Below are 13,373 nucleotides of genomic sequence, written 5' to 3' on the forward strand. Positions count from 1 at the left end.
ATGTGTTGTGAATCTGGTGCGGGGGTTGGTGCGCGCCATAGCCTCCACGACTACCGGCACGGACGTCCGGTTACGTGGTTCCTGGGGCGAATGAGGTCCGATGTACGATCTGCTGGTTCGCGGGGGGACGGTGCTGGACGGCACCGGGTCCGCCCGCCGCCGCGCGGACGTGGCCGTCACCGCCGGACGCATCGCGGAGGTCGGCCTCCTGGACGGCGCGCACGCCGCCGAGGAGATCGACGCGACCGGCCGGTACGTCATGCCGGGCTTCATCGACACCCACGTGCACGGTGACGCGGCCGTGTTCGACCCCGACGTGCAGAACGCCGCGCTGCGGCAGGGCGTCACGACGTTCGTGCTCGGGCAGGACGGCGTGTCCTACGCACCGGCGAGCGCGGGGACGCTCCGGTACGTCAGCCGGTACTTCGCGCCCGTGAACGGCGTCCATCCCGGCCTGGACGACGGGCCGGTCTCGGTGGCCGAGCTGCTCGCCGGATACGACCGGAGGACGCCGCTCAACACCGTCTACCTGCTCCCCCACGGGACCATCCGGCACGGCGTCATGGGGACCGCGCGGCGGGCCCCGGAGGCCGGCGAGCTGGCGGCGATGCGCGCCCACGTCGAGCGGGGGCTGGCGGAAGGCGCGGCCGGGCTGTCCACGGGGCTGGAGTACGTTCCCGGCGCCTACGCGGACGCGGCCGAGATCGCCGCGCTGTGCGAGCCGGTCGGCGCTGCGGGCCTGCCCTACGTCACGCACATGCGCGGGTACGAGTCGGCGGCCGTCACGGCGATGGCCGAGGTGCTGGAGATCGCGCGCGCCGGACGCGTCGCCCCGCACGTGTCGCACTACCACGGCCCCAGGGACCAGCTGGTCGCGCTCGTGGACAACGCGCGCGCCGAGGGCATCGACCTGACCTTCGACAATTACCCGTACCTGCGCGGATCCAGCACGCTGACGCTGGTCACGCTGCCGGACTGGCTCCCGATCGCCGACCTGGACGGCACGCTGGAGGCGCTCGCCGACCCGGCGGTCAGGCGGCGGCTGGAGCGCGAGTGGTTCGCGCACCGCGCCGAGGTCTGGCCGCGCATCACGCTGTCGCACGTCCCGGCGGACGACTACCGCTGGGCCGAGGGCATGACCCTTCCGGACGCGGCGCAGCAGGCCGGCAAGGCCCCCGGCGAGTTCTGCTGCGACCTGCTCGTCGCCACGCGGCTGGAGGCGGGCTGCGTGTTCGGGCAGCCGCCGACCAACAGCGAGGAGTCGGTGCGGGCGCTGCTCAGGCACCCCGCCCAGACGGCCGGCTCCGACGCCATCTACCAGGGCGGGCATCCGCATCCGCGCGGCTGGGGCGCCTTCGCGCGGCTGCTCGGCCGGCACGTCCGCGACCTCGGCGACTGGACGTGGGAGCAGGCCGCCGTGCATCTGTCCGGACGCGCCGCCGACCGGTTCCGGCTCGCCGACCGGGGCCGCGTCGGGCCGGGGTACGCCGCCGACCTCGTCGTCCTCGATCCCGCCACCGTCACCGACCGCTCCACCTACGACAGACCCAGGGTGCCCGCCGAAGGCGTGGAGCACGTCGTCGTGAACGGCGTGGCCGTCCTCAGCGGCGGCATCCTCGCGGCGGCCCACGAGCCGCCCGGGCGGGCCCTGACACCCGCCTGACCCGCACACCCTCCCGACCCTGAACACCCGCCTGACCCCAAGACACCCCCCGCCCAGTTCGCCGGAGCCCGCTCGGGCTCCGGACCAGCACAAGGAGTCCATCCATGATCGGTAGGTTCACGCGCGCCATCGTGGCCGTCACGGCGCTGGGCACGCTGACCGCCACGGCCGCCTGCGGCGTCGATTCCGGCGACGGCGGCTCGTCCGGCGGCACCGGCAAGTCCAAGGCCCTCAAGGTGGGCTGGTCCACGATCTACCTGACCCCGTCGTGGATGCAGCAGACCGACAAGATGATCAAGGACGATGTCGCGAAGCTGAAGAAGGACGGCAAGGTCGCCGACTACCAGGTGTTCAACGCCAACGGCGACACCTCCCAGCAGATCGCCCAGATCCGGGCGATGATCCAGCAGAAGTACGACGTCATCCTGGTGGACGCCGGGTCGTCCACGGCGCTGAACCCGGCGCTGGAGCAGGCCGCGAACGCGGGCATCACGGTCGTCAACTTCGACAGCCTGGTCACCTCCGAGAAGGTCGTGCGCGTCGGCACCGACCAGACCGAGTGGGGCCGGATGATGGGCCAGTGGCTCGGCGAGACGCTGGGCGGCAAGGGCAAGATCATCGCGTTCAACGGCCCGGCCGGCGTGGCGGTCAGCGAGCAGCGCTGGAAGGGCGCCGAGGAGGCGCTGAAGAAGTTCCCCGGCATCAAGGTCGTCTCGAACGTCCACAGCGAGTACAACCTGGCCCCGGCCGCGCAGGCGTTCGCCTCCGCGTACTCCGCGAACCCCGACATCGACGGCGTGTTCTCGCAGGGCGGCGCCCTGTCGGCGGCGGCGCTGCAGACGCTCGTCAAGCAGAAGAAGAAGCTCGTGCCGATCACCGGCGAGAACTACAACGGCTTCCTGAAGCTGTGGCAGCAGAACAAGGACGCCGGGTTCTCCTCGCTGTCCACGGCGCAGCCCAACTACCTCGGAGTGATCGCGCTGCGGGCGGCGGTCGCGAAGGCCGGCGGGGCGACGGTGCCGAACCAGATCACCGTCCCGCTGCCCAAGATCACCAACGAGAACCTGAGCGAGTACGTCAAGCCGGACCAGCCGGACGACTCCTACCCCATCCAGGAGCTGCCGCAGTCCGAGATCGACAAGCTGATCGGCAAGTAGCCATGACACTCCTGGCCGTCGAGCGGGTCTCCAAGTCCTTCGCGGGCAACCGCGTGCTGCACGAGGTGAGCTTCGACGTCCGCGCCGGTGAGGTGCTCGCGCTCGTGGGCGAGAACGGCGCGGGCAAGAGCACCGTGCTGTCCCTGATCACGGGGCTGCTGGCGCCGGACTCCGGGCGCGTCGTCTACGACGGCGACCCCGTCCGCGACTGGTCGCCGCACCGCGCGCGGGCCGCCCGGATCGGCTCGGTGCACCAGGAGCTCAGCCTCAACCCGCACCAGACCATCGCCGAGAACGTGTTCCTCGGCCAGTGGCCGGCGCGGCGCGGGCTCGTCCTGCGCCGCGACCTGGCCCGGCGCGCCCGGCCGCTGCTGGAGCGCGTCGGCCTGGACGCCGACCCGCTGACCCGGGCGGGACGCCTCCCGCTCGGCCAGCAGCAGCTCGTCGAGCTGGCCAAGGCGCTCGCGTCCGCCCCGCGCCTGCTCATCCTGGACGAGGCGACGTCCGCGCTGGACGACGACCAGGTCAAGTGCGTGTTCGAGGTCGTGGACGAGCTGCGCGAGGCGGGCTCGTCCGTGATCACCGTCAGCCACCGGATGGGCGAGCTGTTCGCCATCGCCGACCGGCTGACCGTCCTCAAGGACGGCGCGGTCATGGCCACCCGGGAGCGGGCGGAGACCGACCACGACGACATCGTGCGCCTGATGATCGGCCGGGAGCTGTCCGACCTGTTCCCGCCGAAGGCCGGAGCGGTGCCGCAGGGGAGCGCGGCCAGCCCGGACGCGGCGCAGATCGCGGCGATCCCGTCCGAGACGGAGATCGCCGCGGAGAAGAGGGCCGCGAAGGACGCGACACCCGTCCCGACCGGCGGGCCGGTGCTGAGCGCGCGGGGGCTGACCGTCCCCGGCGCCTGCGCCGGCGTCGACCTCGACCTGGAGCCCGGCCGGATCATCGGCCTCGGCGGCCTCCAGGGCCAGGGGCAGCGGGCGGTGCTGCGCGCGCTGTTCGGGCTCGTCCGGCACACCGGGCGGATCGAGCTGGACGGGCGCCCCGCCCGCCTCGCGTCCCCGCGCGCGGCGATCCGCGCCCGCATCGCCTACGTGCCGGAGGACCGCAAGGTCGAGGGCCTGCACGTGGCGCAGACCGTGCGGGCGAACCTGTCCCTCACCAACCTCGACGTCGTCACGCCCGCGCGGCGGCTCACCACCGTCGACCGCGGCGCCGAGGCCCGGCTGGTCGACGACCTCATCGAGCGGATGCGGATCAAGGTGACCGGGCCGGAGCAGGAGGCGCGCCGGCTGTCCGGCGGCAACCAGCAGAAGGTCGCGCTGGCCCGCTGGCTGCCGTCCGAGCCGCGGGTCCTGCTGCTGGCCGAGCCGACCCGCGGCATCGACGTCGGCACCAAGCGCGAGATCTACCACCTGCTCCGCCGGCTGGCCGACGGCGGCGTGGCGGTGCTGGTCACCTCGGGAGACACCATGGAACTGGTCGGCCTGTGCGACGAGGTCGCCGTCATGTACGAGGGCGCGGTCGTCGACCGGCTGTCGGGCGGCGACCTCACCGAGGAGCGGCTGGTCCGCGCCTCCGTGACCGGGACGGTGGCGCATGCCTGACCGGCTCACCGGCGCGCTGCGCGGCAACGTGGACGTGGCGGGCCTCGGCGCGCTGCTGGTCGTCCTGCTCGCCGTCTACAGCCACTACGACTCCGAGGTGTTCACCCCGGCGTCGATCACGATCCTGTCGGCGCAGTTCCTGCCGCTGATCCTGGCCGCGATGGGGCAGAGCACCGTCATGCTGGCCGGCGGCATCGACCTGTCGCTCGGCTCGGTGCTGGCGCTCGCGATGGCGGTGTTCGCCGTCCGGGCGGAGGACGGCGTCGTGCTCGCGGCCGTGCTGGCGCTGCTGGCCGCCGCCGCGACCGGGGCCGCGAACGGCGTGCTCGTCGCGTACGCGGGGCTGCCGCCGATCATCGTGACGCTGGCCGCGTCGTTCCTGTGGGGCGGCGTCACGCTCGTGGTGCTCCCCCAGCCGGGCGGCAGCGTCCCGTCCGGCCTGGTCAAGGCCTACAACAACGGCTGGAACGGGATCGCGCTGCCAGCCCTCGCGATCGTCCTGGTCCTGGTGCTGTGGAAGGTCGTCCGGACGACCCGGTTCGGGCTCTCGCTGTACGCGGTCGGCGGCAACGAGCACGGCGCCTACGCCAGCGGCATCGCGACGCGGAAGGTGAAGATCTCCGCCTACGCGCTGGCCGGCGTCTTCATCGGCCTCGCCGGGATCGGCCTCGCCGTCCAGACCGGCTCGGGGGACGCCACGATCGGCGCCCCGTACACGCTCAACTCGATCGCCGCGTCCGTGCTCGCCGGGGTCAGCTTCTTCGGCGGCGTCGGGCAGATGCGCGCGACCGTCCTGGCCGCGCTGCTGATCGGCCTGCTGACGAACCTGCTGCTGTTCACCGGCCTGTCGCCCTTCTACCAGCTGATCATGCAGGGCGCGGTGCTGATCGTGGCGATCGCCGTCAAGACGTTCGCGACCCGGGAGAGGACGGACTGATGACCGCGCTACCGCGGGCCGCCGCAGTGCCGAGGGTGCTGCGGGACAACCGCGCCGCCTGGGCGTTCGGCGTGCTCATCGTGACGTGGATCGCCGCGATCCTGTTCGCGAAGGGCTTCGACAGCGTCTCCAGCGTCCGCTACCTGGTGCAGACCGCCGCGTTCCTCGGCATCGTCGCCGTCGGCCAGACCCTCGTGATCATGATGAGCGGCATCGACCTGTCGGTGTCGGGCGTCGTCGCGCTGTCGGCGGTCGTGTGCGCGCAGGTCGCGTCCGGCTCGGGCGGGGCGGCGGGCATCGCCGCGGCGCTCCTGGCGAGCGTCCTCGTCGGGGTCGCCAACGCGGCCGGGGTGACCTGGCTGCGGGTGCCGCCGATGGTGATGACGCTGGCCACCGGCACGATCGTCGCCGGCGCGCTGCTCGTCTACACCGACGGGTCGCCGAAGTCGGCGAAGGTGCCGCTGCTGGCGTCGTTCGCCAACGACCGCGTCGCGGGGGTGCCGCTCGCGTTCGTCCTGTGGATCGCCATCACCGCGGTCGCGGCCTGGCTGCTGCACGCTTCCCGGGTCGGACGGTACGTGTTCGCGCTCGGCAACGGGGAGCGGGCCTCGCGCGCGTCGGGGGTGCCGCTCGCGCGCACCGCGTTCATCGCCTACGGGACGTGCGCGCTGCTCGCCGGGGTGTCCGGGCTGGTGCTGCTCGGGTTCACGTCCACCAGTTCGCTGACGATGGGCAACCCGTACCAGCTGCTGTCGATCGCGGCGGTCGTGCTGGGCGGGACGTCCATTCTCGGCGGGCGCGGGCACGTCCTCGGGACGGTCGCGGGCGCCCTGCTGCTGACACTGCTGACGGCGCTGCTGGCGGCGTGGAACGTGTCGGAGGGCGTCCGGCAGATCGTGCTCGGGCTGCTCATCATCGCGCTCCTGCTCGCCTACGCCAGGGAACGGCGGTCCTGATGACGTCCTCGGGGGAACTGCTACAGGCCATGGTCGGCATCGCCAGCGTCAACCCGCGCGCCGGTTCCGGGCCCGGGTTCGGCGAAGCGGCGATCGCCGAGTACGTCCGCGACTGGCTGGCAGGCCGCGGAATCGAGGCCGAGCTGAGGGAGGTGCTGCCGGGACGTCCCAACGTCGTCGCGACCGTGCCGGGGCGCGGGCCCCGCATGGTGCTGCTCGAATCGCACCTGGACACGGTCGAGACCACCGGCATGTCGATCGACCCGTTCGCCGGGACGATCCGGGACGGCCGCCTCTACGGCCGCGGCGCCTGCGACGCCAAGGGACCTCTCGCGGCGTTCATGCAGGCGGCGGTCGAGCTCGCCGCCGACCCGCCGGAGGCGGGCGTCGTCCTCGCCGGGGTGATGGACGAGGAGCACGCCTACCAGGGCGTCCTCGGCCTGATCTCCGACCTCGGCGACCTGCCGGTGGTGGGCGCCATCGTCGGCGAGCCGACCGGGTTGGTGCCCGCGACCGCGCACAAGGGCTGCGTCCGCTACACCGTCCGCACGCTGGGGAGGGCCGGGCACAGCTCCCGGCCGGACGAGGCCGTCAACGCCGTCACCCTCATGTCCCGCGTCATCGACCACATCGCCGCCGCCGAGCCGGACGTCGCGCCGCATGCCCTGCTGGGGCCGGCGACCCGCTGCGTCACCCGGATCAGGGGCGGCGAGGGGCCGAACACCGTTCCGGGCCGCTGCGAGATCGACATCGACCGCCGCACCCTCCCCGGCGAGGACCCCCTGGAGGTGTGGCGCCGCGACCGCGCCGAGCTGGCCGCCCTCCTCCCCGGCCGGATCGAGGTGGACGAGCCGTTCACCGTCGACTACGCCCTCGACACCCCGGCGTCCAGCCCGGTACCGGCCGCGCTCCGCCGCGTGCTGGAGGCGGCGGGACGTCCGGCGGCCGTCCAGGGCATGCCGTTCGGCACCGACGCGAGCAAGCTGGCACGCGCGGGCATCCCCTCGGTCGTGTTCGGCCCCGGCTCGATCACCGACGCGCACTCCGCCGACGAATCGGTGGCGCTCGCCGACGTGGAGCTGGCCGCCAGGCTGGTCGCCGACGCCGTCCGGTCCCTCGACGGGAGCCGGGCGTGAAGCTGACCGAGCACATCGAACTCATCGGCAGCGGAGCGGCCGGGTTCGACCTCACCGATCCGCTGGACTGCCACGTGTACCTCGTGCGGGGGCCGGCTGGAGCGGCGCTGATCGACGCCGGGGCCGGGGCGTCCGCCCGGGAGTTCGCTCAGCGGCTGCGCGGCGAGACGGGCGAGCGGCACCTGCTGCTCACCCACGGGCATGCCGACCATGCGGGCGGCGCCGCCGAGCTGGCGCGGAGCGTCGCGGGGATCGCCGTCCGCGCGGGGGCACCGGCGGACCGGTGGATCGCGGCCGGCGACGAGGAGCTGCTCAGCGTCGACCGCGGCAAGGCGGCCGGGGTCTACCCGGACGAGTACGCGTTCGCGGCGTGCCCGGCGGTGCGTCCCATCGCGGACGGCGAGCAGGTCGACCTCGGCGGGGGCGTCGTCCTGCGGGCCGTCGCCACCCCCGGGCACGCGGACGGGCACACCTGCTACCTGCTCGACGCGCCCGGGGGGCGGGCGCTGTTCTCCGGCGACTGCGTGTTCACCGGCGGACGGATCTCGCTGCAGAGTCTCCACGACGCGCGGGTACCGGAGTACGCCGCGAGCCTCGCCCGGCTCGCCGGGCTGGAGGTCGACATGCTGCTGCCGGGCCACCACGAGATATCCCTCGCCCGCGCGGGACGGCACCTGCGGACCGCGCGGGACGTCCTCGGCCGCGGCCTGCTTCCGGGGAGCACCACATGAGCATCGACGAGACGAAGCCCCGCAACCAGTCGTCGTCGCTGCGCCGCGCGCTCGCGGTGCTCGACCACGTCCGCGACCACGCCGACGCGCGGGGCGTGTCGCTGACCCGCATCGCCGACGAGCTCGGCGTCAGCAAGAGCACGGTGCTGCGGCTCGCGCAGCCGCTCATCGACGGCGACCTGCTCACCCGGGACCGGGAGAACGGCTGGTTCCGGCTCGGGCACGGCGCGCTGCGGCTCGGCCAGGCGTACCTGTCGACGCTGGACATCCGGTCGGTCGCCGCCGACCCGCTGCGCCGCCTCCAGCACGTCGTCGGGGAGACCTGCCACCTCGTCGTCTACGAGGCGCCCGACGTGGTCTACATCGACAAGGTGGAGAACGAGCACAACGTCCGGATGGCGTCCCGGGTCGGGATGCGGATGCCCGCCTACCGGACGGCCGTCGGCAAGGCCATCCTGGCCTGGCTCGGCGAGGACGACTTCCAGCTCGTCGTCGCGGCCGGGATGCCGCCGCGCACCGAGCGGACGATCACCGACCCGGCCCGCCTCGCCGCCGAACTGGAGCGGGTGCGCCTGTCCGGGTACGCCGTGGACGACCGGGAGAACGAGCCGGAGGTCCGGTGCGTCGCGGCGCCCGTCTTCGACCACACCGACCGGGCGGTGGGCGCGCTGAGCGTGTCCGGGCTGACATCGCGGATGACGCCGGCGCGGGTCCGGGAGGTCGGCCCGATGGTCGCCCGGACCGGCCTGGAGATCTCCCGCGTGCTCGGCTCGTCCCGGCCGCGCCGCCGCCGCAACGACGAAGGGAACCAGCCGTGAGCCTCACCATCCCGAGCGAGCGGGCCGACTGGCGGACGAAGGGCCTGTGGCAGCCGCGGGCCGTCCCGCTGGAGGAGTTCGCCGCCGCCCGGCACCCGCTGTTCGGCGGGCCGTTCACCTGGCCCGTCATGGTGGCGCGGCGGTCGGCGCTGGACCACAACATCGCGGCGCTCGCGGCGTTCTGCGGCGAGCACGGGCTCGCGTTCGCGCCGCACGGCAAGACGTCCATGGCGCCGTCGCTCTTCCAGGAGCAGCTGGACGCGGGCGCCTGGGGGATCACCGCCGCGACCGCGAACCAGGTCCTCGCCTACCGGACGTTCGGCGTGCCGCGGATCCTGCTGGCCAACGAGCTGCTCGACCCGACCGCGCTGCGCTGGCTGGGCGGCGAGGTCGACCGCGGCATGGAGTTCCTGCTGTACGCGGACTCGCCCGAGGGCGTCGCCGCGATCTCCGCCGCGGCCGGGCAGCGCCCGTTCCGGGTGCTGGTCGAGCTCGGCCACCCCGGCGGGCGCACCGGCTGCCGGACGGCCGGGGAGCTGGCCGGGGTCGCCCGCGCGGTCGCCGCCGCGCCCGGCACCGAACTCGCCGGGGTCGCCGGATACGAGGGCGGGCTGCCGGACGTCCCGTCCGCCGCCCGGTACCTGCGGGCGCTGCGCGACGCGACGATCGAGCTGTCCCCGCTGCTCCCCCGCGACGTCGTCGTCACCGCCGGCGGCAGCGCCTACTTCGACCAGGTCGCCGAGCAGCTCGCGGGCGACTGGCTGCCCGGCCACGACCTCATCGTGGTCCTGCGCAGCGGCGCCTACGTCTCGCACGACGACGGCATCTACACCGAGCGGACGCCGTTCAACCGGGTGCCCGGCTCGCTGGACGCGGCGCTGGAGATCTGGGCGCAGGTCACCTCCGTCCCGGAGCCCGGCCTCGCGATCGTGGGGATGGGCAAGCGGGAGGCCCCCTACGACGCCGGGCTGCCCGTCCCGCTGCGGCTCCGCCGGGCGGACGGCGCGATCGTCCCGGCCGCGGGGATGAGCGTGACGGACACCAACGACCACCACGCCTACCTCGCGTTCACCGACCCGGCACCGCGCCCCGGCGACCTGGTCTGCTTCGGCATCTCCCACCCGTGCACGGCCTTCGACAAGTGGCAGGTCATCCCCGTCGTGGACGACGACCACACGGTCATCGACCTGATCCGCACGTACTTCTGAGAGGACGCCCAATGATCCCCCGCCTGGCGCCGGGCGCCGCGCTGACGGCGACCGGAGTGGTCGCGGTCGTCCGCGGCACCCGCGCCGACCGCGTCGCCGACGTCCTGGCCGCCCTGGCCGCCGCCGGCGTCCGCTGCCTGGAGGTCACCCTGAACACCCCGGGCGCGCTGGACGCCCTGGGCGCGGCGCGCGACCGGCTGCCCGGGGACGCCGACCTCGGCGCCGGCACGGTCCGGACCGCGGCGGAGGCGACGGCCGCCGTCGCCGCGGGCGCGTCCTTCCTCGTCGCCCCCGACACGAACGCGGAGGTCGCCGCCGTGGCCCGCGACGCGGGCGTCGCCTACTACCCGGGCGCGCTCACGCCGACCGAGGTCGCCCGCGCCTGGGACCTCGGCGCGACCGCCGTCAAGATCTTCCCGGCGAGCACGTTCGGGCCGGGCTACCTGCGCGCCCTGCGGGAACCGTTCCGGGACGTCCGGCTGCTGCCGACGGGCGGCATCGGCCCGCACAACGCCGCCGACTACATCGCGGCGGGCGCCGTAGCCGTCGGCGCGGGCGGCGCGCTGATCGGCGACGCCCTCGACGGCGGCTCCCTCGACGCCCTGACCTCCCGCGCGACCCACCTCCTCGCAGCCGTGGAGGCCTCGAGATGAGCGTTGATCTCGTCACGTTCGGCGAGACCATGGCGCGGCTGGACAACCCGGTCGTCGGGCCGATGCGGCACGCCCGCTCGCTCGACCTCGGCATCGGCGGCGCCGAGTCGAACACGGCGATCGGCCTCGCCCGTCTCGGCGGCACCGCCGCCTGGTTCGGCCGCGTCGGCGACGACGAGTTCGGGCGCCTCATCACCACGGCGCTCGCCGGGGAGGGCGTCCGGCTCGGGCACACGGTGGTGGACGAGTCCGCGCCGACCGCGCTGCTGTTCAAGGAGCGCCGGTCGGGGACGCTGACCCGCGTCCAGTACTACCGGACGGGCAGCGCCGGGTCGCGGCTGAGCCCCGCCGACGTCCCGCACGAGCTGATCCGCTCCGCCCGCGTCCTGCACGTCACCGGGATCACCGCCGCGATCAGCGACACCGCCCGCCGGGCCCTGGACGACGCGGTCGAGACGGCCCGCGACGCGGGCGTGCCGGTCTCCCTCGACCTCAACTACCGGTCGGCGCTCTGGACGCCGGCCGAGGCCGGCGAATGCCTGCACCACCTGGTCGAACGCGCCGACCTGGTGTTCGCGACCGAGCAGGAGGCGCGGCTGGTCGTCCGCGGCGACGACCCGGCCGGGCTCGCCGCGGCGCTGGCCGCGCTGGGCCCGCGCGACGTCCTGGTGAAGCGGGGCGCCGCCGGGGTGGTCGCGCACTGCGCGGGGACGCTGCACGTCCAGCCCGCGCACAAGGTGCCCGTCGTGGACCCGGTCGGCGCGGGGGACGCCTTCGCCGCCGGCTACCTGGCGGAGTTCGCCCGCGGCCTGCCGGTCGCCGCCCGGCTGGCCACCGCCACGGCGGCGGGCGCGTACGCGGTGACCGTCCGCGGCGACTGGGAGGGCCTGCCCAGCCGCGCCGACCTGGCCTTCATGAAGACCACCGAAGACAACGTCAGCCGATGAGGAGACAGATATGAGCAAGCGTGAACTTCGCAGCGCGGACTCCGCCCCGCCCGCCGGCACCTACTCGCAGGGCCTCGTGGTCGGCGATTTCGTGTACACGTCCGGGATGGGGCCGCTCGACCCGAAGACCGGGGAGGTCGTCGGCACGGACGTCGCCACGCAGACCCGGCAGGTCCTCGCCAACCTGGCCGCGATCCTGCGCGAGCACGGCCTGGGCCTGGACGACGTGGTGAAGTCGACCGTCCACCTGCAGGACCTGCACCGCGACTTCGCCGCCTATGACGAGGTGTACCGGGAGCACTTCACCCAGCCCTACCCGGTGCGCACGACCGTGGGGTCGACCCTGATGAACATCCTGGTCGAGATCGACTTCGTCGCCTACAAGAAGAGCTGATGGACTCGTCGCTCTACGTGATGGTGGAGGATCTGCGCGGCGCGGACGCCGCGCGGATCCTCTCCCACGGTGTCTCGTCCATCACCATCGGCGCCGCCTACCACCGCGCCAGAGACGTGACCCCGCACGGCGTCAGCCGCGTCACCTTCCGCCATGACGGGATCCACTTCCCTCCCGGCGACCTCTTCGACGGGCTTCGCCTCCAGCCACCGGTGCAGAAGGACGCCGCGCGCGACCCCATACGAACGCTTCGAGAGGAGACCCACCGGCTTGGTGCCGCGCTGCACGGCTGGGGTGTCTTCCTGCACAACACCACCCTTGGTCTGGCCTTTCCGGACGTCACCCAGCAGAACTGCTTCGGCGACCGTGCCGCACCCGCCGACCTGTGCCCGTCCAACCCGGACGTCCGCGCGTACGCCGTCGCCCTGGGACGCGCCATAGCCCGCCAAGGTGTCGACACGGTGGTCGCGGAATCCCTGCATTTCGGGACGTTCGGCCATGGCTACCACCACGAACGCTCTTTCGTGGACCTGGGACCGGCCGCCGAATTCGCCCTTGGCCTGTGCTTCTGCTCCTCCTGCGCCGCCCGGCTCCCGCACGCCGCCGAGGCCCGCGCGGTGGCCGCCCGCCTGACGACCGCCGTTCTGGACGGCGGCCCACCCGCGAGCGACGTCCCGGACGTCCTCACCGCCTACGCCCGGGCCCGCGCACCGATCGTCACGTCCCTGGCCGCCGAGGTGGCCGAAGCCGTGTCGGCGGAGGGGTCCCAGTTGACGTTCATCGACCTCACGGGTGCCGTCCTGGGCTATGCCGACGGGCGCCCCACAGGTGCCCCGGCCGCCGCCTCCGCCCGGCGAATCGGCGTGGACCCGACGGCATTGGCCTCGGCCGTCCCGTCCTACGCGATCCTCTGCTACGCCCGTGAAACGGCGCGCGTGGCCGAGGACGTGGCCGCCTACCGCAAGGCCCTGGGCCCCGAACCGGCACTCCGGGCCGTCCTGCGCCCGGGTCATCCCGACACGACGTCGGCCGACCACCTGTCGGCCAAGGTCGCCGCGGCCCGCACGTCCGGCGCGGACGCCGTCGACTACTACGCCTACGGCCTGACCCCGCTCCCCACCCTGGCCCGCATCCGTCGCGAGGGATGAGGCCGTCGGCCA

13 protein-coding genes are annotated in these 13,373 nt (G+C 73.8%); all 13 read left to right on the plus strand.

What is annotated here, in order from left to right; translation table 11 throughout:
* Positions 1-100 precede the first annotated feature (100 nt).
* On the plus strand, positions 101-1,663 hold the full coding sequence (locus HUT06_RS25240) for an amidohydrolase family protein (RefSeq protein ID WP_176197992.1): 1,563 nt from the start codon (positions 101-103) through the stop codon (positions 1,661-1,663).
* Between the two features lie 104 nt (positions 1,664-1,767).
* Complete coding sequence (locus HUT06_RS25245; RefSeq protein WP_176197993.1) at positions 1,768-2,820, plus strand: ABC transporter substrate-binding protein; 1,053 nt, start codon at positions 1,768-1,770, stop codon at positions 2,818-2,820.
* A 2-nt stretch (positions 2,821-2,822) separates the two neighbouring features.
* Positions 2,823-4,433: a sugar ABC transporter ATP-binding protein gene (locus tag HUT06_RS25250; protein WP_176197994.1), complete on the plus strand. Its 1,611-nt coding sequence runs from the start codon at positions 2,823-2,825 to the stop codon at positions 4,431-4,433.
* Positions 4,426-5,370, plus strand: coding sequence for an ABC transporter permease (locus HUT06_RS25255; RefSeq protein ID WP_176197995.1), 945 nt, complete (start codon positions 4,426-4,428; stop codon positions 5,368-5,370). Before HUT06_RS25250 ends, HUT06_RS25255 begins: the two co-directional genes overlap by 8 nt.
* Complete coding sequence (locus tag HUT06_RS25260) at positions 5,370-6,326, plus strand: ABC transporter permease (RefSeq protein WP_176197996.1); 957 nt, start codon at positions 5,370-5,372, stop codon at positions 6,324-6,326. Before HUT06_RS25255 ends, HUT06_RS25260 begins: the two co-directional genes overlap by 1 nt.
* Positions 6,326-7,462 (plus strand): M20 family metallopeptidase, encoded by a 1,137-nt coding sequence (locus tag HUT06_RS25265; RefSeq protein ID WP_176197997.1) that lies wholly within the window; start codon positions 6,326-6,328, stop codon positions 7,460-7,462. Before HUT06_RS25260 ends, HUT06_RS25265 begins: the two co-directional genes overlap by 1 nt.
* Positions 7,459-8,193 carry an MBL fold metallo-hydrolase gene (locus tag HUT06_RS25270; protein WP_176197998.1) on the plus strand — a complete coding sequence of 245 codons (735 nt, stop codon included), beginning with the start codon at positions 7,459-7,461 and terminating at the stop codon, positions 8,191-8,193. Before HUT06_RS25265 ends, HUT06_RS25270 begins: the two co-directional genes overlap by 4 nt.
* Complete coding sequence (locus HUT06_RS25275; RefSeq protein ID WP_176197999.1) at positions 8,190-9,011, plus strand: IclR family transcriptional regulator; 822 nt, start codon at positions 8,190-8,192, stop codon at positions 9,009-9,011. Before HUT06_RS25270 ends, HUT06_RS25275 begins: the two co-directional genes overlap by 4 nt.
* Positions 9,008-10,219 (plus strand): alanine racemase, encoded by a 1,212-nt coding sequence (locus HUT06_RS25280; RefSeq protein WP_176198000.1) that lies wholly within the window; start codon positions 9,008-9,010, stop codon positions 10,217-10,219. The genes HUT06_RS25275 and HUT06_RS25280 overlap by 4 nt, the downstream gene beginning before the upstream one ends.
* A gap of 11 nt (positions 10,220-10,230) precedes the next feature.
* On the plus strand, positions 10,231-10,872 hold the full coding sequence (locus HUT06_RS25285; RefSeq protein ID WP_176198001.1) for a bifunctional 4-hydroxy-2-oxoglutarate aldolase/2-dehydro-3-deoxy-phosphogluconate aldolase: 642 nt from the start codon (positions 10,231-10,233) through the stop codon (positions 10,870-10,872).
* Positions 10,869-11,819, plus strand: coding sequence for a sugar kinase (locus tag HUT06_RS25290; protein ID WP_176198002.1), 951 nt, complete (start codon positions 10,869-10,871; stop codon positions 11,817-11,819). The genes HUT06_RS25285 and HUT06_RS25290 overlap by 4 nt, the downstream gene beginning before the upstream one ends.
* 10 nt (positions 11,820-11,829) lie before the next feature.
* Positions 11,830-12,213 (plus strand): RidA family protein, encoded by a 384-nt coding sequence (locus tag HUT06_RS25295; RefSeq protein ID WP_176198003.1) that lies wholly within the window; start codon positions 11,830-11,832, stop codon positions 12,211-12,213.
* A complete protein-coding gene (locus HUT06_RS25300) occupies positions 12,213-13,361 on the plus strand; it encodes a hypothetical protein (RefSeq protein WP_176198004.1) in 1,149 nt (382 codons plus the stop codon). The genes HUT06_RS25295 and HUT06_RS25300 overlap by 1 nt, the downstream gene beginning before the upstream one ends.
* Positions 13,362-13,373 lie beyond the last annotated feature (12 nt).

Origin of the sequence: Actinomadura sp. NAK00032 (genome assembly GCF_013364275.1) — a bacterium.
Classification (GTDB): domain Bacteria; phylum Actinomycetota; class Actinomycetes; order Streptosporangiales; family Streptosporangiaceae; genus Spirillospora.